This is a genomic window from Stenotrophomonas sp. 05N37, from assembly GCF_056397365.1.
This window is the reverse complement of sequence record NZ_JBFTNG010000006.1, coordinates 73,221-95,355: the sequence shown is the minus strand read 5'-3', so window position 1 is coordinate 95,355 and position 22,135 is coordinate 73,221. Positions and strand designations below refer to the sequence as shown.

General features: G+C 68.8%; 14 protein-coding genes. 12 read left to right on the top strand and 2 right to left on the bottom strand.

The annotated features are described in order from the left end of the window. The first annotated feature begins 43 nt into the window (after positions 1-43). The 6 genes from dapB to recJ all read left to right on the top strand — a co-directional run bounded on the left by dapB (position 44) and on the right by recJ (position 8,938). The gene (gene dapB, locus AC1DGC_RS16055) at positions 44-784 is read left to right on the top strand and encodes a 4-hydroxy-tetrahydrodipicolinate reductase (RefSeq protein ID WP_259202462.1); all 741 of its coding nucleotides are present in this window, start codon (positions 44-46) and stop codon (positions 782-784) included. A 293-nt stretch (positions 785-1,077) separates the two neighbouring features. Then, positions 1,078-2,208, top strand: coding sequence for a glutamine-hydrolyzing carbamoyl-phosphate synthase small subunit (gene carA / locus AC1DGC_RS16050; protein WP_259202464.1), 1,131 nt, complete (start codon positions 1,078-1,080; stop codon positions 2,206-2,208). A gap of 147 nt (positions 2,209-2,355) precedes the next feature. Next, positions 2,356-5,598, top strand: coding sequence for a carbamoyl-phosphate synthase large subunit (gene carB, locus AC1DGC_RS16045; RefSeq protein ID WP_259202465.1), 3,243 nt, complete (start codon positions 2,356-2,358; stop codon positions 5,596-5,598). Positions 5,599-5,606: 8 nt separating this feature from the next. Then, a complete protein-coding gene (greA, locus tag AC1DGC_RS16040) occupies positions 5,607-6,071 on the top strand; it encodes a transcription elongation factor GreA (RefSeq protein ID WP_026069738.1) in 465 nt (154 codons plus the stop codon). A 1-nt stretch (position 6,072) separates the two neighbouring features. Then, complete coding sequence (locus AC1DGC_RS16035; RefSeq protein ID WP_478048327.1) at positions 6,073-6,993, top strand: phosphoglycerate mutase; 921 nt, start codon at positions 6,073-6,075, stop codon at positions 6,991-6,993. 157 nt (positions 6,994-7,150) lie between these two features. Next, positions 7,151-8,938, top strand: coding sequence for a single-stranded-DNA-specific exonuclease RecJ (gene recJ, locus AC1DGC_RS16030; RefSeq protein ID WP_478048326.1), 1,788 nt, complete (start codon positions 7,151-7,153; stop codon positions 8,936-8,938). Positions 8,939-8,998: 60 nt separating this feature from the next. Here recJ and AC1DGC_RS16025 read toward each other — a convergent pair whose 3' ends face one another. Then, on the bottom strand, positions 8,999-10,054 hold the full coding sequence (locus AC1DGC_RS16025; RefSeq protein ID WP_478048325.1) for a DUF1176 domain-containing protein: 1,056 nt from the start codon (positions 10,052-10,054) through the stop codon (positions 8,999-9,001). Positions 10,055-10,191: 137 nt separating this feature from the next. On the opposite strand from AC1DGC_RS16025, the gene AC1DGC_RS16020 reads away from it, so the two are divergent. The 6 genes from AC1DGC_RS16020 (at position 10,192) to AC1DGC_RS15995 (ending at position 21,049) form a co-directional block, all read left to right on the top strand. Next, positions 10,192-13,122: a VIT domain-containing protein gene (locus tag AC1DGC_RS16020; RefSeq protein WP_478048324.1), complete on the top strand. Its 2,931-nt coding sequence runs from the start codon at positions 10,192-10,194 to the stop codon at positions 13,120-13,122. Between the two features lie 159 nt (positions 13,123-13,281). After that, entirely contained in the window at positions 13,282-14,175 is an 894-nt protein-coding gene (locus AC1DGC_RS16015) for a LytTR family DNA-binding domain-containing protein (protein ID WP_478048323.1), read from the top strand. Positions 14,176-14,230: 55 nt separating this feature from the next. Beyond that, a protein-coding gene (gene prfB / locus AC1DGC_RS16010; protein ID WP_259203508.1) for a peptide chain release factor 2 occupies positions 14,231-15,356 on the top strand; the annotation gives its coding sequence in 2 pieces (ribosomal slippage) (positions 14,231-14,305 and positions 14,307-15,356; 1,125 coding nt in all). A gap of 123 nt (positions 15,357-15,479) precedes the next feature. Next, positions 15,480-16,997, top strand: a complete 1,518-nt coding sequence (gene lysS / locus AC1DGC_RS16005; protein ID WP_259202474.1) for a lysine--tRNA ligase — start codon at positions 15,480-15,482, stop codon at positions 16,995-16,997. A gap of 196 nt (positions 16,998-17,193) precedes the next feature. After that, on the top strand, positions 17,194-18,333 hold the full coding sequence (gene rpfG / locus AC1DGC_RS16000) for a cyclic di-GMP phosphodiesterase response regulator RpfG (RefSeq protein WP_259202475.1): 1,140 nt from the start codon (positions 17,194-17,196) through the stop codon (positions 18,331-18,333). Between the two features lie 544 nt (positions 18,334-18,877). Next, positions 18,878-21,049, top strand: coding sequence for a response regulator (locus AC1DGC_RS15995; RefSeq protein WP_478048381.1), 2,172 nt, complete (start codon positions 18,878-18,880; stop codon positions 21,047-21,049). Between the two features lie 27 nt (positions 21,050-21,076). On the opposite strand, the gene rpfF is transcribed toward AC1DGC_RS15995, so the two are convergent. Then, the gene (rpfF, locus tag AC1DGC_RS15990; protein ID WP_259202478.1) at positions 21,077-21,946 is read right to left on the bottom strand and encodes a diffusible signal factor synthase RpfF; all 870 of its coding nucleotides are present in this window, start codon (positions 21,944-21,946) and stop codon (positions 21,077-21,079) included. Between the last annotated feature and the right edge of the window lie 189 nt (positions 21,947-22,135).

Sequence of the window (22,135 nt, the reverse complement as noted above, 5' to 3'; positions counted from 1 at the left end):
TTTCCCCTTGTGCAGGCTTGCCGCCACCCGCTAGCCTGCGCGCATGACCAACACACCTCTTCGCCTGCTCATCCACGGTGCCTCCGGACGCATGGGCCAGGCCCTGCTGCGCCTGGCCGCCGACCATCCCGACCTGCAGGTCGTCGCCGCGGTGACCCGGCGCTCGCCGGTACAGCGCGTGATCGACGGCGTGCCGCACTTCGCCGCCAGCGAGCTGGCCGGCGCGCCGCCGTTCGACGTGGCGATCGATTTCAGCCTGCCCGAGGGTTTCGACCCGGTGCTGGCGCTGTGCGTGGAGCGCCAGGCCGGGCTGGTGTCGGGCACCACCGGCATCAGCGAACAGCAGCGTCAGGCCCTGATCCAGGCGGCCACCGGCATCCCGCTGGTGTGGGCCTCCAATTTCAGCCTGGGGGTGGCGGTGCTGGACGAGCTGGTCGAGCGCGCCGCGTCGGCGCTGGCGGGCTGGGACTGCGACATCGTTGAATCGCACCACGTGCACAAGCAGGACGCGCCGTCGGGCACCGCGCTCACCCTGGGCGCGGCCGCGCAGAAGGGCGGGGCCGAGCCGCACTACGCCAGCCTGCGTGCCGGTGACATCGTCGGCGAGCACCTGGTCCAGTTCACCGGGCTGGGCGAGCGCATCGAGCTGACCCACCGGGCCACCAACCGGGACATCTTCGCCCGTGGCGCGCTGTTCGCCGCGCGCCAGCTGAATGGGCGGGCGCCCGGCAGCTACCGGGTGCGTGACCTGTTGGCCGGCCCGGCGCCCGCCAGCGCCGGCTGAGCCGCTCCCGGCACAGGCCACCGTCGATCGCCGCCAGTGCGCGGGATCGGCGGGTCGGGCCAGGCTGAACAGGCCCGGGCCAGCCTGAACCGAGGGCGGGCCCGGCATCGCCGTACGTCAGCGCATGCATGTAAACGCTGGCATCGCAGGCCCCTTGCCTTTACAATTCCCGCTCGCCGAATCACGACAGCCGGACCGGTCCCGCACCGCCGTCCGCGCTTTTTTGCAGCCGCTTTTTCGTGAAGCGCAGGCGTGACTTCGGTGACCCCATCGGTAGCCAAAGTGAGAATTCCGTGACCCAAGCCGCAATCCTCGTCCTCGAAGACGGCACCGTATTCGAGGGCGAATCCGTAGGCGCGCCCGGCCTGTCCGTCGGTGAGGTGGTGTTCAACACCGCGCTGACCGGTTACCAGGAAGTGCTGACTGACCCTTCCTACGCCCGGCAGATGGTCACGCTGACCTACCCGCATATCGGCAACACCGGCATGACCGACCAGGACGACGAGGCCCACAAGGTCTGGTCGGCCGGTCTGATCGTGCGCGACGTGCCGCGCCGTCCCAGCAACTGGCGCAGCCAGGTGTCGCTGCAGGACTGGCTGCTGCAGCGTGGCGTGGTGGCCATTTCCGGCATCGATACCCGCAAGCTGACCCGCATCCTGCGCGAGCGCGGCGCGCAGAACGGTGCGCTGATGGCCGGCGACGGCCTCAACGTGGAGACGGCGCTGGAAGCGGCACGCAAGTTCCCGGGCCTGAAGGGCATGGACCTGGCCAAGGTGGTAAGCACCGACAAGGCCTACCCCTGGACCGAAGGCCAGCTGGACCTGGACAGCAACGAGTTCGTCAGCGCTGCGCCGAGGTTCAAGGTGGTGGCCTACGATTTCGGCGCCAAGCTCAACATCCTGCGCATGCTGGCCGAGCGCGGCTGCGAGATCACCGTGGTGCCGGCGCAGACCCCGGCCGCCGAGGTGCTGGCAATGAACCCGGACGGCGTGTTCCTGTCCAACGGACCGGGCGATCCGGAACCGTGCGACTACGCGATCGAGGCGATCAAGGTGTTCCTGGACAAGAAGCTGCCGGTGTTCGGCATCTGCCTGGGCCACCAGTTGCTGGCGCTGGCCTCCGGCGCCAAGACGGTCAAGATGGGCCACGGCCACCACGGTGCCAACCACCCGGTGCAGGACCTGGACGATGGCCGGGTGATGATCACCTCGCAGAACCACGGGTTCGCGGTGGATGAAGCCACGCTGCCGGCGACCCTGCGGGTCACCCACCGCTCGCTGTTCGATGGCACCAACCAGGGCATCGCGCGCACCGACGTGCCGGCGTTCTCCTTCCAGGGCCACCCGGAAGCCTCGCCGGGCCCGCACGACGTCAGCCCGCTGTTCGACCGTTTCGTGGACCTGATGGCGCAGGCCAAGGCCTGACGCGTCGCCGCCGGCGAGCCCGGCGGCATCGCGACGGATCGCGACGTCCTGCACTGCCGCTGCCTTCGGCGCGGCGCTGCACCCCGGAAGTTTCCTGATCGACAGCGTGCGATCACCCCGACACGCTGTACTGACTTAGAGAAGACAATGCCCAAGCGCACTGACCTTAAAACCATCCTCATCATCGGTGCTGGCCCGATCGTCATCGGCCAGGCCTGTGAGTTCGATTACTCCGGCGCGCAGGCCTGCAAGGCGCTGCGTGACGAGGGCTACCGCGTGGTGCTGGTCAACAGCAATCCGGCCACGATCATGACCGACCCGGAGATGGCCGACGCGGTCTACATCGAGCCGATCAACTGGCAGACGGTCGAGAAGATCATCGCCAAGGAAAAGCCCGACGCCCTGCTGCCGACCATGGGCGGCCAGACCGCGCTGAACTGCGCGCTGGACCTGGCCGACAACGGCGTGCTGGAGAAGTACAACGTCGAACTGATCGGCGCCAAGCGCGACGCGATCCGCATGGCCGAAGACCGCGAGCTGTTCCGCGTGGCGATGGGCGAGATCGGCCTGGAATGCCCGTCGGCGGCGGTGGCGCACACGCTTGAAGAAGCGATCGAGATCCAGACCCGCGTCGGCTACCCGACCATCATCCGCCCCAGCTTCACCCTGGGCGGCAGCGGTGGCGGCATCGCCTACAACCGCGAAGAGCTGGTCGATATCGTGACCCGCGGCCTGGAACTGTCGCCGACCACCGAAGTGCTGGTGGAAGAGTCGGTGCTGGGCTGGAAGGAGTTCGAGATGGAGGTGGTGCGCGACACCGCCGACAACTGCATCATCGTCTGCTCGATCGAGAACCTGGACCCGATGGGCGTGCACACCGGTGACTCGATCACCGTGGCCCCGGCGCAGACCCTGACCGACAAGGAATACCAGCGCCTGCGCGATGCCTCCATCGCCGTGCTGCGCAAGATCGGCGTGGATACCGGCGGCTCCAACGTGCAGTTCGGCATCAGCCCGACCACCGGCCGCGTGGTGGTGATCGAGATGAACCCGCGCGTGTCGCGCTCCTCGGCGCTGGCCTCCAAGGCCACCGGCTTCCCGATCGCCAAGGTCGCCGCCAAGCTGGCGGTGGGTTACACCCTGGACGAATTGAAGAACGAAATCACCGGCGGCCTGACCCCGGCCTCGTTCGAGCCGTCGATCGATTACGTCGTCACCAAGATCCCGCGCTTCGCCTTCGAGAAGTTCCCGGCCGCCGATGCGCGCCTGACCACCCAGATGAAGTCGGTGGGCGAGGTGATGGCGATGGGCCGCACCTTCCAGGAATCGCTGCAGAAGGCCCTGCGTGGCCTGGAAACCGGCAAGATCGGCCTGGACCCGACCGGTCTGGACCTGTCCAACGAGGACGACATCACCACCCTCAAGCGCGAGCTCAAGGCGCCGGGCCCGGAGCGCCTGTTCTTCGTCGGCGATGCGTTCCGCGCCGGTTTCAGCGTGGAAGACGTGTTCGCGCTGTCGCACATCGACCCGTGGTTCCTGGACCAGATCGAAGAAATCATCCAGGCCGAAGCGCAGGTCGCGGCCGAGGGCATCGATGCGCTCGACGCCGCGCGCCTGCGCAAGCTCAAGCGCGCCGGCTTCTCCGACGCCCGCCTGGCCGAACTGACCGGGACCAACGAAGCGGCCGTGCGCGCGCTGCGTCGTGCCCACAAGGTGCGCCCGGTGTACAAGCGCGTGGATTCCTGCGCGGCCGAGTTCGCCACCAGCACCGCCTACCTGTACTCGACCTACGAGGACGAGTGCGAAGCGGCGCCGAGCAACCGCGACAAGATCATGATCCTGGGCGGCGGTCCGAACCGCATCGGCCAGGGCATCGAGTTCGACTACTGCTGCGTGCACGCGGCACTCGCGCTGCGCGAGGATGGCTTTGAAACCATCATGGTCAACTGCAACCCGGAAACCGTCTCCACCGATTACGACACCTCCGACCGCCTGTACTTCGAGCCGCTGACGCTGGAAGACGTGCTGGAGATCGTCGAGCTGGAACAGCCGAAGGGCGTGATCGTGCAGTACGGCGGCCAGACCCCGCTGAAGCTGGCGCGCGCGCTGGAAGCCAATGGCGTGCCGGTGATCGGCACCTCGCCGGACTCGATCGACCTGGCTGAAGACCGCGAGCGTTTCCAGCAGCTGGTGGACAAGCTGGGCCTGAAGCAGCCGCCGAACCGCATCGCCCGCAACGACCAGGAAGCCCTGCTGCTGGCCCGCGAGATCGGCTACCCGCTGGTGGTGCGCCCGAGCTACGTGCTGGGCGGCCGTGCGATGGAAATCGTCTACGGTGAATCCGATCTGGCCCGCTACGTGCGCGACGCGGTCAAGGTCTCCAACGACTCGCCGGTGCTGCTGGACCGCTTCCTGGACAACGCCGTGGAAGTGGACGTGGACATCATTGCCGACAAGGACGGCAACGTGCTGATCGGCGGGGTGATGGAGCACATCGAAGAGGCCGGCGTGCATTCGGGCGACTCGTCCTGCTCGCTGCCGCCGTACTCGCTGTCGGCCGAAACGCAGGCCGAGCTGCGCCGCCAGGTGGTCGAGCTGGCCAAGGCCCTGAACGTGGTCGGCCTGATGAACACCCAGTTCGCCATCCAGGCCGGCGAGAACGGCGAAGACATCGTCTACCTGCTGGAAGTGAACCCGCGTGCGTCGCGCACCGTGCCGTTCGTGTCCAAGGCCACCGGCATGGCGCTGGCCAAGATCGCCGCGCGCTGCATGGCCGGCAAGACCCTGGCCGAACAGGGCGCCACCAAGGAAATCGTGCCGGATTACTACTCGGTCAAGGAAGCGATCTTCCCGTTCGCCAAGTTCCAGGGCGTCGATCCGATCCTCGGGCCGGAGATGCGTTCCACCGGCGAGGTGATGGGCGTGGGCCGCAGCTTCAGCGCCGCCTTCGCGCGCGCGCAGGAAGCCGGCGGTATCAAGGCCCCGCCGCTGGGCAAGGCCTTCGTCTCGGTGCGTGACCCGGACAAGCAGCGCGTGCTGCCGGTCGCCCAGGCCCTGCTGGAGCGTGGCTACACCCTGGTCGCCACCCGTGGCACCGGTGCGTGGCTGCAGCAGCACGGCATGGACTGCGAGATCGTCAACAAGGTCGTCGAAGGCCGCCCGCACATCGTCGATTCGATCAAGAACGGCGAGATCGTGTATATCGTCAACACGACCGAAGGTCGCGCGGCGATCAACGACTCGTTCTCGATCCGTCGCGAGGCGCTGCAGCACCGCGTCACCTATTCGACCACCATTGCCGGCGCCAAGGCGCTGGTGCAATCACTGGAATTCCGCGGTACCGGCCCGGTCTGGTCGCTGCAGGAACTGCACAAGGAGTTGAACGCATGAGAGCACCGATCACCCTGAAGGGCGCGCAGCGTCTGCGCGAAGAGCTTGACCACCTGAAGTCGGTCAAGCGCCCCAAGGTCATCGCGGCGATCGCCGAGGCGCGCGAGCACGGCGATCTCAAGGAGAACGCCGAGTACCACGCCGCGCGCGAAGAGCAGGGCTTCATCGAAGGCCGCATCAAGCAGCTGGAAGGTGAGCTTTCGCACGCCGAGATCATCGACATCACCAAGCTCAACGCCGGCAGCAAAGTGGTGTTCGGCGCGACGGTGGAGCTGTCGGACGTGGAAAGCGATGAAGAGAAGCGCTACCAGATCGTGGGCGACCTGGAGGCCGACATCAAGCTGGGCCTGATCGCGATCTCGTCGCCGCTGGCGCGCGCCCTGATCGGCAAGCTGGAAGGCGACGCGGTCACCATCGACGCACCGGCCGGCCAGCGCGAGTACGAAATCGTCAGCGTCCAGTACCTGGACTGACATGGCCACCGCCACGCTGCTGCTGCCGGCGCGCAGCCGGTTTCCGGCGGCGCCTTTGCCCGATGACGTGGCCAAGGCGCTCGGTCGTGCCGAACGCAGCAGCGTGGATGGGGGTGAACGCGCCCAGTTGCAGCGGCATTTCCAGCTGCAGCCGGCGCAGTGGCCGGTTGCCGCGCTGACCCGCCAACTGGATGTCGGCGACGCCGGGGACGCGATCTGGTTGCGTGCAGACCCGGCCAATGTCGTGCCGGACATGCAGGGCGCACGGATGATGGGCCACGGCGACACGCTGCGGCCCGATGCCGAGGACGTGGCCCAGCTGCTGCCGGCCTTGCAACCGTTGTTCGCCGGGTTCGGGTTCATCCTGGATGCGCCGGTGCCCTCACGCTGGTACCTGCGCCTGCCGCCGGGCACCACGCTGCCGGACTTCCACAGCCCCGATGACGTGCTGGGCGACGACCTCTTCGCGCATCTTCCGGACGGCGATGCGGGGCGCCGATGGCGCGCCCTGCTGACCGAAGCGCAGGTGGTGCTGCATACCCACGACTGGAACCAGCAGCGCGTGGCCGACGGCAAGCGTGCGATCAATTCGCTGTGGTTCTGGGGCGGCGGCGCGTTGCCGCAGTCGGTGCATACCGCCCATGCCCAGGTCCGCAGCCGCGAGGCGCTGCTGCAGGCCTTGGCCAAGGCAGCCGGGCTGCAGGCCAACAACGAACAGCAGGTGGACGCCCTGGTCGACCTGCGCCAGCTGCGCTCGTTGGACCAGTTGGGCAACGATGCGATCCGTCCGTTGTTGTCGGCGCTGCAGCGTGGCGAACTGCGCCGGCTGGTGCTGGATTTCGAGGACGGGGTACGCTTCGAGATCGACAAGGGCCAGCGCTGGCGCTTCTGGAAAAAGCCGCTACAGCTGCACGACGCGTGAGGCGCGGCCGCCCATAGGGGGGCGCAACCGGATCGGCATCACCTCGTAGAGCCACGCCATGCGTGGCTGCATTTCGTTCCGGCACCGCGCGCAGCCACCCATGGGGTGGCTCTGCCCGACCCGTGTGTGCGGCAGGTCGCCGCCAGCAGCCGGTATCATGGTGCGCGTCGATACGTGTTCGGCGTTCCGCCCGCCATCCGAGCCTGCCTTGCCTTCTTCCGATACGCCCCAGATCCAGCGCCGCCCGCTTGCGCCTGCCGCCACGGCGTGGCCCGCCGATATGCTTCCGTTGCTGCAACGCCTGTACGCTGCGCGCGGTGTCACCGATGCCGCGCAGGCGCACCCCAAGCTGGCCCAGCTGCATGCGCCGGAGCTGATGGGCAGCATGCAGGCGGCGGTGGAGCTGCTGGCGACGGCCATCGCCAACGACGAACGGATCCTGGTGGTGGGCGATTTCGACTGCGATGGCGCCACCGCCTGCGCCGTCGGCGTGCGCGGGTTGCGCATGCTCGGCGCGCGCGACGTGGTCCATGCCGTGCCCAACCGCATGCTGCACGGCTACGGCCTCTCTCCCTCGCTGGTGGCCGACCTGGCCCCGCTGCAGCCCGGCCTGCTGGTCACCGTCGACCACGGCATCGCCTGCCATGCGGGCGTCCGCGCCGCCAAGGCGCTGGGCTGGAAGGTGCTGGTCACCGACCATCATCTGCCCGGCGAGCAGTTGCCGCCGGCCGATGCGCTGGTGGACCCGAACATCGATGGCGATGCGTTCCCGAGCAAGTCGCTGGCCGGCGTCGGCGTGATCTTCTACGTGTTGATGGCCCTGCGCCGGCACCTGCGCGGGCAGGGTGCGTTCGGCGCCGGCCCCGAGCCGGACCTGCTGACCCTGCTGGACCTGGTCGCCGTCGGTACCGTCGCCGACCTGGTGGCGCTGGATGCCAACAACCGTGCGCTGGTCGCCGCCGGCCTGCGCCGCCTGCGTGCGGGGCAGGGCTGCGTGGGCCTGCAGGCGTTGATCGAGGCCAGCGGCCGCGACCCGGCCCGGCTGAGCGCGACCGATATCGGCTTCGCGCTGGGGCCACGGCTCAACGCCGCGGGCCGCCTGGAAGACATGGCGCTGGGCATCGAACTGCTGCTCACCGAAGACCGCAGCCAGGCCCGCGACATCGCGCAGACGCTGGAGCAGATCAACGCCGAGCGCCGCGCCGTGCAGCAGTTGATGACCGACGATGCCGAACTGGCGGTGTCGCGGGCGGTGCTCAGTGCCGAAGGCGAACGCCCGATCGCCGCGTGCCTGTTCGATGCCGAGTGGCACCCGGGCGTGGTCGGGTTGGTCGCCTCCAAAATGAAGGACCGCCTGCATCGCCCGGTGATCGCCTTCGCGCCCGCCGAACCAGGCAGCGACGCATTGCGTGGCTCGGCCCGTTCCATTCCCGGCTTCCACATCCGCGACGCACTGGCGCTGGTCAACGCGGCGCACCCGGGCCTGATCGACAAGTTCGGTGGGCACGCGATGGCGGCCGGCCTGAGCCTGCCGCACGCGCGCCTGGACGACTTCCAACGCGCTTTCGTGGCGGTGGTCGCGGCGAGCATGGACCCGGCCGCGTTGCAGCAGCAGTTGATGAGCGATGGCGAGCTGGCGCCCGCCGAACTCGACTTCCGGCATGCCGAGGCGCTGCGCCTGGCGGGCCCGTGGGGGCAGGGCTTCCCCGAGCCGCTGTTCGATGGCCACTTCCAGGTGGCGCGCTGGCAGGTGCTGAAGGAAAAGCACCTCAAGCTCAGCCTGCGGGTGCCCGGCCGTGCCGAGCCGCTCAACGCCATCCATTTCAGTGGCTGGAAGGGCACCGCCCCGGCCAACCACGTGCATATCGCCTACCGGCTGGTCAGCGATGACTACCGGGGCGGCGGGGCGATCCAGCTGATCATCGAGCATTGCGCCGATGCCTGACGCCGCCCGGCGCTGCACCGGGGCACGGCGCGGCGAACGCGCAGCGCCCGGTGCGGGGGGTTACTTCTGGACCTTGGTCACCAGCGTCGGCAGGTCCCACGGACCGCCGGCCGAGACCAGCCGGCACAGGCCCGAGCTGGATACCGCGGTGCGCACGAACGCAGTGCCGTTCCAGGCCCAGCTGGCGGTGTACCAGCAGTCGCCCAGGCCACGGCCCTTGTGGCCTTCCTCGATGGTCACCGTGTCATCGGCCACGGCGGAGGTGGTGACCAGCGTCGGCTGGTACGGCGCGCGGTCGTTGACCACCCAGTAGCCGTCGCCGGTGTTGTAGGCCGCACGCCAGCAGGCCTGGGACACCAGCAGCTTGCTCGCGCTCAGCCGCTGCACGCTGATCTCCTGCGGGCCTTCATTGGCGATCATGCTGTCGCCCGGGTGCAGCGCTTCGCAATCGTCGGCCGAGGTTGCCGCGGCCAGCGCCGCACGCAGGGCGGCCGAGGTGGCCAGCGCCTCGTCGGCAGGGCGGGTGGCCACCGCCTTGACCAGCCTCACCACCGGCACCGGCAAGGGCGGCAGCACCGTGCTTTCGGGGTTCTTGCCCTTGCGCACCAGCGCGCCGGGCGTGCCCAGCCGGCCCTGGTACTCGTCCATCTTCAACAGCACCGCCGAAGCACCGCGATCGGATACGGTCCAGCGCTTGCCGTCGTTGCCGACCAGCACGATGCGGCTGCTGCGGGTCAGCGAGGCAAGCAGGGCCGTCACCTGCGCGGGTGACAGCTCCGCAGTGCCCTCGGCGGCGGCGTACTTCAACGCGCCGAGCTTGGCGTCGTTGATCTGCAGCGACAGCTGCTTCGGCAGCGTGACCTCGTCGTACTGGCCCAGCATCAGCTCGGCGGAGACCGGCTGGTCGGGGCCGGCGCGGCGGGTGAGCAGGATCGAGACCGGCGGGTTGTCGCCGTCGTCATCGTTCTGGTAGCCGGCCGCGCGGCAGGTGCGGGTGTTGTCGCAGGCCAGCGTCCAGTCATTGTGGGTGAAGCTCAGCCCGCTGGTGGCGGGGGCGGCGTGGGCAGCCAGGGCCGGGGCCAACAGCAGCAGCGGCAGCAGGGCAGTCGGGCGCATCGGGACATCCTTGTAGACGTGGTTCGGGGGAGCGGCATCTTGGCCCACGGCGATGCCCGCGCCAAGCCTTGCATTGCCTCAACCCCGTTTGCCCGCATGATCCGTTCAACCTGCTGTCATCGGATCGGGAGCGTCACATGCAATGCGCACTTCGTGGGATCGGCATGCTCGGCATGCTGTGGCTGGGAAGCCAGGTGGGCATGGCGCAGACGCGCCCGGCGCTGACGCCGCGCCCGCCGGCAACGGCGCCGCTGCTGCAGGTGGCAGGGGCGGAGCGGCCGGTGCAGCTGCGCACGGTGCGCCTGGACAGCCACGTGGTGGCGGGCCTGGGCGAGACCCGCATCGAGATGGAGTTCCACAATCCCAATGCGCGGGTGCTGGAGGGCCAGCTGGAATTCCCGCTGGCCGATGGCCAGCAGGTGGCGGGCTTCGCGCTGGATATCGACGGCACGCTGCGCGACGCGGTGCCGGTGCCCAAGGCGCAGGGACGGCAGGTATTCGAGGCGATCGAGCGGCGCCGGGTCGATCCGGGCCTGCTCGAGCAGACCGCGGGCAACCAGTTCCGGCTGCGCGTGTACCCGATCCCCGCCAAGGGCAGTCGTCGCGTGGCGCTGACCCTGCGGCAGACGCTGCCGGTGGATGCGCAGGGCCTGCGCTGGAACCTGCCGCTGCAGTTTGCCCGCGGGGCGGGGCAGGTCAGCGTCCGGATGGACGCCAGCGGGACCGGGGCGCCGGTGCCCAGCACGCCTGTGCTGTGGCAGTTCCGTGCCCGCGAGGGTGCCTACGTGGCGCAGTGGCAGGGCGCCGGCGACGCCCTGCCGGCGCAGGCCCAGTGGCGGTTGCCGCAGGTGCGCCAGGCGGACGTGGTGACCGGGCTGCATGACGGGCAGCGCTACCTACTGGCGCAGGTGCCGTTGCCGGTGCAGGCCACGCCGCGGGCGCTGCCGCGTCGCATCGGACTGCTGTGGGACGCCTCCGGCTCGGCACGCCAGCGCGACCGCGATGCGGAACTGGCGGTGCTGGAGGGCTACTTCCGTGCGATCGGCGAGGGCGAGGTGGCCCTCACGGTGCTGCGCGATCGTGCCGAACCCAGCCGCAGCTTCCGCATCCATGGCGGCGACTGGAGCGCGCTGCGTGCGCACCTGGCCAGCCTGCCGCTGGATGGCGCCAGCGCGTTGACCGCATGGACCCCGCGTGCGGACATCCCCGAGTACCTGCTGGTCAGCGACGGCCTGTCCAACTACGGGGCGCCGGCCTTGCCGCCCCTGGGCGCCGACCAGCGCCTGTATGCACTCAGCAGCGCCGGCGCACGCACCGACGTCGCGCGGCTGCGCGCCTGGACCCAGGCCCACCACGGCCAGGCGCTGGTGCTGTCCACGCCGGCTGATGTGGCGGCGGCGCTGCCCCTGCTGTTGCAGCAGCCGGCCGAGGTCGCGGCGCTGCACGGCACCGGCGTGGATCAACTGACCGCCGATGCCGGCAGTGCCAACCAGGGCTGGTTGCGGATTACCGGGCGCGTACAGCGCGACGATGGCCAGATCGACGTCGCGCTGCGCCTGGCTGACGGTCGCCTGCATCGCGAGCGCATTGCGGTGCGCTCGGCGCGTGCGCTGGACGGCGGGCTGGTCGCGCAGGCCTGGGCCAACGCGATGCTGGCCACGTATGCCGCCGATCCGGTTGCCCACGCCGCCGACATCCGCACGCTGTCGCAGCAGTTCGGCATCGTCGGCGCGGATACCTCACTGCTGGTCCTCGAGTCGCTGGACGACTACCTGCGTTACGGCATCCGCGCGCCGGCCCCATGGCGTGCCGAGTACGACCGCCTGCACGCGCTGCGGCTGGACGATGAAACGCAGGCGCGCCGCCAGCGCCTGGACCAGATCGCACGCCAGTTCGCCGACCGCGAGCGCTGGTGGAACACGCGCTGGCCGAAGGACCGCCCGGCACGCAGCGAGGGCCTGGAAAAGTCCGCGCCGATGACGATGCCGGTGGCGGTCGCGGCGCCTGCACCCCAGGCGCAGATGGAGGCCCTGGCCAACGACGGGGTCACCCCACCGTCGCCGCCCGCACCGCCAGCGCCGATGGCGCTGGTAGCCCCTGCCAGGAGCCAGCTCGAGGGGGTGGAACTGACCGCCGCCCGCGCCGTCGCCCCGGCCAACCGCGGTGCCATCGCCATCAGCCTGGCGCCGTGGGCACCGGATTCGGCCTATGCCCGCCGCCTGCGCGATGCCACGCCGGCCCAGCTCTATGCCACCTACCTCGACGAACGCGCGCAGCACAGTGACAGCAGCGCCTTCTACCTGGACGTGGCCGACCTGCTGCTGGCCAAGGGCCAGCGCGACCTCGCGCTGCGGGTGCTGTCCAACCTGGCCGAGATGCAGCTGGAGAACCGCCACGTCCTGCGCGTACTTGGCTACCGGCTGATGCAGGCCGGCGCGCCGGAGCTGGCCGTGCCCGTGTTCCGCGAGGTGCTGCGGCTGGGCGAGGAAGAACCGCAGAGCTTCCGCGACCTCGGCCTCGCACTGGAGGCCAGCGGGCAGTACGCGCCGGCCGTGGCGATGCTCAACGAAGTGGTGGAGCGCCCGTGGGACCGGCGCTTCGACGGCATCGCGCTGATCGCCCTGGACGAGTTGAACACGCTGGCCGCGCGCGAGCGCGTGGACCTGGGCGCGGTCGATCCACGCCTGCGCCGGGCGATGCCGCTGGACCTGCGGGTGGTCCTCAGCTGGGACAGCGACAACAGCGACATGGACCTGTGGGTGACCGATCCCAATGGCGAGCGCGCGTACTACGGCAACCGCCTCACCTATCAGGGCGGGCAGATGTCGCAGGACTTCACCGGCGGCTACGGTCCCGAGCAGTTCTCGCTGCGCGATGCCAAGCCGGGCAAGTACAAGGTGGAAGCGAACTTCTTCGGCAGCCGCGAGCAGCTGGTCACCGGTGCCACCACGCTGAGCCTGCGCCTGAGCACGCATTGGGGCACCCGCCGGCAGCGCGACCAGCAGGTCACGATGCGATTGAAGGACCGCGCCGACACGGTGCTGGTGGGCGAGTTCGAGGTGAAGTAGCGCCTGCATGCAGGGGCTTGCCTTCACCGCGGCAGCACCGGCGGTGAAGGCGGCCCCGAACCGGCAGGCAGTGACCAATGACGGGTTCAGGGGACGCATGGCGGCAGCTAGAATCGGACTCCTGCCGCATCCTGTCGGGCCTTTCGCGTGAATACCCCCATGATCACTTCCAAGCCGGTGCGCTGGCGCCCGGCCAGCCGCCTGCTGGTCTGGACGGCGATCCTGCTCGGCAGTGCCGTGGCCAATGCGGTGGTCGAGGTGATGGACGCGCAGCGCCGCGGCGAGATGCTCGCCTTCTGGCAGCCGCTGGTCTGGGAAGCGAGCAGCGCGACGCTGATCCTGCTCACGCTGCCCCTGCTGTGGTGGGGCTGCCAGCGCTGGCCGCTGCACGCCGATACCTGGCGGCGCCGACTGCCGCTGTACCTGCTGGCCAGCGTGGCGTGGTCGCTGGTCCACGTAGTGGGGATGATGCTCCTGCGCCACCTGGCCTACGCCAGCGTGGGCGAGCACTACGTGGACGGTTCCAGCTGGCCCACCCGGCTGCTGTACGAATACCTCAAGGACGTGCGCGCGTTCTTCACGTTCGTGGCGCTCGAGCACTTTTTCAGCTGGTTCGGGCGCCGCCGCCAGGGCGAGGCGCATCTGCTGGTCGCGCCCGAGGACGTGCCGCCGGAGGAGCCGGTCGATCGCCCGGAGCGGTTCCTGGTGCGCAAGCTGGGGCGCGACTTCCTGGTGGCGACCGCCGACATCGAATACGCCCAGGCCGCGGGCAATTACATGAACCTGCACGTACGCGGCCACGACTACCCGCTGCGCAGCACCATGGCCGCGCTGGAGGCCCGGCTGGACCCGGCCCGGTTCGTCCGGATCCACCGCAGCTACGTCCTCAACCTGGGCTTTCTGGTGTCCATCGAGCCGCTGGACAACGGCGAGGCGCGCGCCCACCTGGCCGATGGCAGCGCGCTGCCGTGCAGTCGCCGCCAGCTGCCGGGGCTGCGGGCGGCGCTGGGGCAGGGCGGCACGCCGCCGGTCAGCGCGGCCACGCCAGCATGAACGGGCGGCCTGGGCTACAATTCCGGTCTTGTCCCAAGCCTTCAACACCGCCGATATGATCGAGCTCAATCCCGTGCGCCAGCGAATCACCGATCTGACCGATCGCGTGCTCTCGCTCAGGGGGTATCTTTGACTACGACGCCAAGAAAGAGCGTCTGGAAGAAGTAACCCGGGAACTGGAAAACCCAGACATCTGGAACAACGCCGAGTACGCCCAGAACCTTGGCCGCGAACGCGCCACCCTGGAAAAGACGGTCGGCGGCATCGCCACCATCCTCGACGGGCTGTCCGAGTCGGGCGAACTGCTGGAACTGGCTGAGAGCGAACAGGACGAAGATACCGCCCTGGCCGTGGTCGCCGACCTGGACAAGTACCAGAAGCACGTGGAGCAGCTGGAATTCCAGCGCATGTTCTCCGGCCAGATGGATACCGCCCCGGCGTTCGTGGACATCCAGGCCGGTGCCGGCGGCACCGAAGCCCAGGACTGGGCCGAAATCCTGCTGCGCATGTACCTGCGCTGGTGCGAATCGCGCGGTTGGAAGACCGAGCTGATGGAAGTGTCCGGTGGCGACGTCGCCGGCATCAAGTCGGCCACGCTGCGCGTGGAAGGCGATTACGCGTATGGCTGGCTGAAGACCGAGACCGGCGTGCACCGCCTGGTGCGCAAGTCGCCGTTCGACTCGGACAACCGCCGCCACACCAGCTTCACCTCGGTGTTCGTGTCCCCGGAAGTGGACAACAACATCGAGATCGACATCAACCCGGCCGACCTGCGTACCGACGTGTACCGGTCCTCCGGCGCGGGTGGCCAGCACGTCAACAAGACCGAGTCGGCGGTGCGTATTACCCACATCCCGACCAATACGGTCGTGGCCTGCCAGACCGGCCGCAGCCAGCACCAGAACCGCGACAACGCGATGAAGATGCTGGCCGCCAAGCTGTACGAGCTGGAAATCCAGAAACGCAACGCCGAGCGCGATGCGGTGGAAGCCACCAAGTCCGACATCGGCTGGGGCAGCCAGATCCGCAATTACGTGCTCGACCAGAGCCGGATCAAGGACCTGCGCACCGGCATCGAGCGCTCGGACACCCAGAAAGTGCTGGACGGCGACCTCGACGAATTCGTCGAAGCCAGCCTGAAGTCCGGCCTGGCCGTGGGCTCCAAACGCATCGACGCCTGACCGTCGGGCCGCCGCGCGCGGCCCGATGCGCCCGCCCCGGGCCCGCCCGGGGATTTCGCACTCTGCCCCGTCCATCGGCATGATGGCGGGGTTCGCACCTCCCCCCATACATAGACCCACGCCATGAACGATCAGACCCCCGCGCCGCAGCCCCCCGTCGACGAGAACAGCCTCATCGCCGAGCGCCGCGCGAAACTGACCGCGCTGCGCGGGCAGGGCATCGCCTACCCGAACGACTTCCGTCGCGAGCAGTTCGCCGGCAACCTGCAGGCCGAATTCGCCGATGCCGACCAGTGGACCGCCGAGGCGCTGGAAGCGGCCGACCGCCACGTGAAGATGGCCGGCCGGCTGATGGCCAAGCGGGTCATGGGCAAGGCCAGCTTCGCCCAGATCCAGGACGAGTCCGGCCGCATCCAGCTGTTCCTGCAGGGCAGCACCCTGGGCGATGCGTACACCGCCTTCAAGGGCTGGGACGTGGGCGACATCATCGCGGTGGAAGGCGGCCTGACCCGCACCAAGACCGGCGAGCTGTCGGTCAAGGCCACCAGCATCCGCCTGCTGACCAAGTCGCTGCGCCCGCTGCCGGACAAGTGGCACGGCCTGGCCGACGTGGAGCAGCGCTACCGCCAGCGCTACGTCGACCTGATCGTGACCCCGGAGTCGCGCGAGGTCTTCATCAAGCGCTCGCGGATCATCCGCGCCATGCGCGCCTGGCTGGACAACCGCGACTTCCTGGAAGTCGAAACGCCGATGATGCATTACATCCCCGGCGGCGCCACGGCCAAGCCGTTCACCACCCACCACAACGCGCTGGACCTGGACCTGTACCTGCGCGTGGCCCCGGAGCTGTACCTCAAGCGCCTGGTCGTGGGTGGCCTGGAGCGCGTGTACGAGATCAACCGCAACTTCCGCAATGAAGGCGTCAGCACCCGGCACAACCCGGAATTCACCATGATGGAGCTGTACGAGGCCTACGCCACGTACACCGAGGTGATGGACCTGACCGAAGGCGTGATCCGCGACGTGGCCAGCAAGGTGCTGGGCACCACGACGGTGGAGTGGGACGGCGCCACGATCGACCTGGCCCCGGCGTTCCGCCGCTGGCGCATGGACGAGGCGGTGCGCCACCACAACCCGGAGATCAGCGCCGCCGACTGCACCGACCGCGACGCGCTGGCCGCCCATTGCGAGCGCCTGAAGATCCGCATCAAGCCGTCCTACGGCTGGGGCAAGCTGCTGCTGGAGATCTTTGAAGCCACCGTCGAGCACACCCTGGTGCAGCCGACCTTCATCACCGACCACCCGGTCGAGGTCTCCCCGCTGGCCCGGGCCAACGACGACCAGCCGGGCTATACCGATCGCTTCGAGCTGTTCATCAACGGCAAGGAACTGGCCAACGGCTTCTCCGAGTTGAACGACCCGGAAGACCAGGCGGCCCGCTTCCAGGCACAGGTGACGGCCAAGGAAGGCGGCGACGACGAGGCCATGCACTACGACGCCGACTACATCCGTGCGCTGGAGTACGGCATGGCCCCGACCGGCGGCCTGGGTATCGGCATCGACCGGCTGGTGATGCTGCTGACCGGCAGCAGTTCGATTCGTGATGTCCTGCTGTTCCCGTATATGCGTCCCGAAAACTGAGACGTAGGTCCGGCTGCCCGGGGAGGGCAGCCGCGACGGGGTTCCGCTCCCGCGGCTGCGCGCGTATGGTTTCGTGCGTGGCCATCCCGGTATCCGGGCGCGATGGCCAGGCGAGGATCGTTCAGGTGATGCATGACATCCGCATCACGCCATGAGCACGATCATGAACCGGCAGATCACGACGGGAGGCGGATCCATGCAAGGTGCCAGTGTGCAAAGTGGCGGAGTATCCTTTCCGCAGCATGTTCCAGTGTGGTCCAGGAAGACGGCGGAAGCATCCTTGAATATTGTCATCGTTGACGACCAGACGTCCGCGCGCACCATGCTCCGTCATGTCATCGAGGACATCGCGCCGGAACTGAGCGTGCACGACTTCGGTGATCCGCTCACCGCGCTGGCCTGGTGCGAGTCGCACCCGGTGGACCTGCTGCTGCTCGACTACCGCATGCCGGAGATGGACGGGCTGGAGTTCGCCCGCCGCTTCCGCCGGTTGCCCAAGCACCGCGACATCCCGGTCATCCTGATCACCGTGGTCGGCGACGAGCCGATCCGCCAGGCCGCGCTGGAAGCGGGCGTGATCGATTTCCTGGTCAAGCCGATCCGGCCGCGCGAGCTGCGCGCCCGCTGCTACAACCTGTTGCAGTTGCGCCAGCAGTCGGAGAACGTCAAGCAACGCGCGCTGTCGCTGGAGCAGCGGCTGCTGGCCAGCATGCACGAGGTGGAAGAGCGCGAACGCGAGACCCTGTCGCGGCTGGCGCGCGCGATCGAGTTCCGTGATGCCGGCACCAGCGCCTACCTGGAACGCATGGCGCACGTGGCCGGGCTGATCGCCGAGCAGCTCGGGCTGCCGGAAGAAGAATGCAAGCTGATCGAGATGGCCGCCCCGTTGCACGACATGGGCAAGATCGCCATTCCCGATGCGGTGCTGCTCAAGCCGGGCAAGCTCAACGAAGAGGAGCTGGCGATCATGCGCCGGCACCCGCGGATTGGCTATGAGCTGCTGAGCGGCAGCCAGAACCGGTTCATCCAGGTCGGCGCGCTGATCGCGCTGCGCCACCACGAACGCTACGATGGCAGTGGCTACCCCGATGGCCTGATCGGCGATGCGATCCCGCTGGAAGCGCGGATCGTGGCGGTGGCCGACGTGCTGGACGCCCTGATTTCGCCGCGCCCGTACAAGGAAGCATGGACGATGGAAGCGACCCTGGCCTACCTGTATGCACAGCGTGGCCGCCTGTTCGACCCGCGTTGCGTGGACGCGCTGCTGCGCGGCCGCGAGCAGCTCGATGAGATCTGCGCGCAGCATTCCACTGCGTCGTCCCGACCGGGGATGTGAGATGCAACCCCTGTACCCGTGGCTGAAGCGTCGGTTGGCGCAACGTCCGGATACGGAGCACAACCAGGCGATCGTCAGGATCGCGATGATCTCGTTGATCCTGGTGTACGTGCTGCTGGCCGGAGCACGCAACCACCTGCTGCACCAGTACCAGGCGGTGCTGGCCACGGCGCTGACCGGGCTCGGCGCATCGCTGCTGCTGTTCGGCTGGCTGCTGTGGCGGCCGCAGCGTTCGCACCCGCGCCGCGTGCTGGGCATGCTGGCCGACTATGGCCTGATCGCGGTCGGCATGGTGCAGATGGGCGAGCCGCTGGCCTGGGTGTACGTGGTGGTGATGTGGGTGACGGTCGGCAACGGCCTGCGCTACGGCAACCACTACCTGACTGCCGCGATGGTGTTGGCCCTGCTCAGTTTCGGCGCTACGACGCTGCTGACACCGTACTGGATGGACAACGCCAGGCTGGCCTTCTTCCTGTGGCTGGGCCTGGCGGTCGTGCCGATGTTCTGTTCGACCCTGCTGCGCCGACGCACGCGAGTAACCCCCATGAACGTACCCGTCTCCGGCGCCGCGCCCAAACGCCATCTTCTGGCCCGCTTCAAGCAGCGCCTGTCCGGGCGCCCGGACAGCGAGCACGCGCAGAACCTGATCCGCATCGCCATCACGGCGTTGTTCATCATCTACCTCGGCTGGCGCTACCTGGAGACCGACGGCGACACGCTGCTGGCCACCTGGCTGATCCTGGCCTTCGAGCTGACCATCTCCGCCGGTTTGCTGATCGGCATCCTGGTCCGGCCCGGGGTGTCGCACGTGCGCCGGGTGATCGGCATGCTCACCGACTATTCCTGCATGGGCGTGATCATGTCCATCCAGGGCGAGCCGGCCGCGCCGCTGTATGCGGTATGCCTGTGGGTGACCATCGGCAACGGCATGCGCTACGGCAGCACCTACCTGCGCGTGGCGACGGCGATGGGTTGCCTGGCATTCCTGTGCACGGTCACGCTCAGCCCGTATTGGCAGCAGCACAGCTACCTCGGCTGGGGCCTGCTGCTGGGCCTGGGCGCCATCCCGTTGTACTTCGATTCGCTGCTGCATGCGCTGACCCGGGCAGTGGCCGAGGCGCGCCAGGCCAACGAGGCCAAGAGCCGCTTCCTGGCCAACATGAGCCACGAGTTCCGCACCCCGCTCAACGGCCTGGCCGGCATGACCGAGGTGCTGGCCACCACCCGCCTGGATGAAGAGCAGCGCGAGTGCCTCAACACCATCCAGGCCTCGGCGCGCAGCCTGCTGGCGCTGGTGGAGGAGGTGCTGGACATCTCCGCGATCGAGGCCGGCAAGGTGCGCGTGGAGCGGCATGAGTTCGCGCTCGCCGACGTCCTCCAGGCGATCAACCTGATCCTGACCCCGCAGGCCCGGACCAAGGCGCTGGACTACCGGGTGGTCGTGGACGACGTGGTGCCGCCGCGGTTGTTCGGCGACGCCGGCCACCTGCAGCAGATCCTGCTCAACCTGATGGGCAATGCGGTCAAGTTCACCGACGAAGGTTTCGTGCAGTTGCGGGTCTCGGTGCTGGACGGGCAGGGCGCCGGGCGGGTGACGCTGCGCTTCGAGATCGGCGACAGCGGCATCGGCGTGCCGGCGGTGCTGCGCGACCGCTTGTTCGATGCCTTCGAGCAGGCCGACGTGGGCCTGGCCCGTCGCCACGAGGGCACCGGCCTGGGCACGTCCATCGCCAAGGGCCTGGTCGAATCGATGGGCGGCCGGATCGGCTACAGCCCCAACGCACCGCGCGGCAGCGTGTTCTGGGTGGAGATCGCGCTGGACGTGGCCTCCACGCCGGTACTGGTGGGGGAGACCACCGAGGGCGGCAACGTTATCGCCTTCTCCAACCCGTTCCTGCGCCATCGTGCGCGGGTGCGCAGCATGCGCGTGCTGGTGGCCGATGACCACGAGGCCAACCGCATGGTGTTGCAGCGGCTGCTGGAGAAAGCCGGGCACAAGGTGTTCTGCGTGAACGGTGGCGAGCAGGTGCTGGACATGCTCGAACAGGCCGACTTCGATACCGCGATCGTGGACCTGCACATGCCCGGCATGAGCGGGCTGGATCTGCTCAAGCAACTGCGCGTGATGCAGGCCAGCGGCATGCCCTACCTCCCGGTGATGGTGCTCAGCGCCGATGTCACCCCCGACTCGATCCTGCGCTGCGAGCAGGCCGGCGCACGGGCCTTCCTGGCCAAGCCGGTGGTGGCTACGCGGCTACTGGATATCCTGGCCGACATCGCGGCCAATACCCGGCCCGAACCTGGCCTGCAGGCGGTGCCGGCCGCACCGCTGACCGCGGGCGCGCTGGACCCGGCCGTGCTCGACGAGCTGGCCGCGCTGGGCATGGGGGATGGGTTCGAAAAACAGTTCATCGCCCAATGCCTGAGCGATGTGGACGGCTGCGTGGCGCGCATCCAGGCCAGCGGCGAAGCGCAGGCCTGGGACCCGCTGCGCGAACACGCCCACGCCCTGCGCGGGGTGGCCAGCAACCTCGGCCTGGTCCAGGTGGCCACCGCCGGGGGTGAATTGATGCGGATGCCCGACTGGCAGCTCAAGGCCGAGTGGAACCTCCGTGTTCCGAATCTGGTCAACGCGTTGCGGCAGGGAAGGAAGGCACTCGACGCCCGCGCGGCTGCGTCGCGGCAGCGCGATGGCGACGAGTGCGCGCCTTCCTGAGCTCACCCTCCTGAGCATGGCCGGACGTCAGCGAGCGTCGCCGGTGCGACGCCCCTGCGCGCGCACCAGCCGGTCCATGGTGCGCAGCGACTTCTCACCCAGCTGCATGGCCGTATCCACCCAGATCTCGGTGATCCGCATCATTTCGTGCAGCGGCACCATGCTGGACACCTCCGACACCTCGCGCATCGCCGCCCACGCATGCGGGATGCGGCGGCTGTCCTTGATCACCTGTTCGACCGCGGCCACGCCTTCGCCGACCGGCACCACCACGTCGACCAGGCCCATCTCGTGCAGTTGGCGTGCGGTGTAGAGGTTGCCCTCCAGCATGATCTTCTCGGCCAGCCGCGGGCTGATCCGCTGGCACATGAAGGAGTAGGCGCCCATGCCCGGGAACAGGTCGAACAGCACCTCCGGCAGGCCCATCAGCACGCCTTCCTCGGCCACGATGGTGTGGCAGCTCAGCGCGGCTTCGAAGCCGCCGCCCAGTGCATTGCCCTGGACCAGCGCGATGCTGTGCGCGCGCACACCCAGCCCGGCGTGGAAGGCATGCACCCCGCGCACGCAGCGCTGGGCGTAGTCGAGCAGGCGCGCGCGGTCGCCCTCGCGGATCAGGCGGCAGAACAGTTCCAGGTCGCCGCCAAGGTTGAACACGTCGCTGTCCGAGGCCAGCACGACGTGCGGGGACAGTGCATGGGAAATGCTCAGGCGTTCGCCCAGCTCGCGCTGGTAGCCCACGATGTCGTCCACCAGCCGCGAGGCGAAGCAGGGGCGGCCGGGCTCGTCGACCAGGTTGGCATGCATGTGGATCCAGTACACATCGCGCTGGGTTTCTTCGGTGATGCGCAGGGTCGGGTGCAGCTGCGGGCGCGGGGCAAAGGGATGGACTGCAGACATGGGAGTTCTCCGTAAGACCGTCCGGCCGACCGCGATGCGGACGGAGAATGAAGGGGGCGAGCTGGAACCTGCGGCGGCGAATGATTCTATGCGCGCGATGTGAACCGCCCGCAAGCGCCGCCCGGCCGGGCCCGGCCCCGGGCGCCCCAACGCAAAGGCCCCCGCCGTCGCCGGCAGGGGCCCATTACG

Coding starts and splice junctions, on each gene's coding strand:
- dapB (WP_259202462.1), top strand. CDS start 44: ATGACCAACACACCTCTTCGCCTGCTCATCCACGGTGCCTCCGGACGC.
- carB (WP_259202465.1), top strand. CDS start 2,356: ATGCCCAAGCGCACTGACCTTAAAACCATCCTCATCATCGGTGCTGGC.
- AC1DGC_RS16035 (WP_478048327.1), top strand. CDS start 6,073: ATGGCCACCGCCACGCTGCTGCTGCCGGCGCGCAGCCGGTTTCCGGCG.
- recJ (WP_478048326.1), top strand. CDS start 7,151: ATGGTGCGCGTCGATACGTGTTCGGCGTTCCGCCCGCCATCCGAGCCT.
- AC1DGC_RS16025 (WP_478048325.1), bottom strand. CDS start 10,054: ATGCGCCCGACTGCCCTGCTGCCGCTGCTGCTGTTGGCCCCGGCCCTG.
- AC1DGC_RS16020 (WP_478048324.1), top strand. CDS start 10,192: ATGCAATGCGCACTTCGTGGGATCGGCATGCTCGGCATGCTGTGGCTG.
- AC1DGC_RS16015 (WP_478048323.1), top strand. CDS start 13,282: ATGATCACTTCCAAGCCGGTGCGCTGGCGCCCGGCCAGCCGCCTGCTG.
- lysS (WP_259202474.1), top strand. CDS start 15,480: ATGAACGATCAGACCCCCGCGCCGCAGCCCCCCGTCGACGAGAACAGC.
- rpfG (WP_259202475.1), top strand. CDS start 17,194: ATGCAAGGTGCCAGTGTGCAAAGTGGCGGAGTATCCTTTCCGCAGCAT.
- AC1DGC_RS15995 (WP_478048381.1), top strand. CDS start 18,878: ATGAACGTACCCGTCTCCGGCGCCGCGCCCAAACGCCATCTTCTGGCC.
- rpfF (WP_259202478.1), bottom strand. CDS start 21,946: ATGTCTGCAGTCCATCCCTTTGCCCCGCGCCCGCAGCTGCACCCGACC.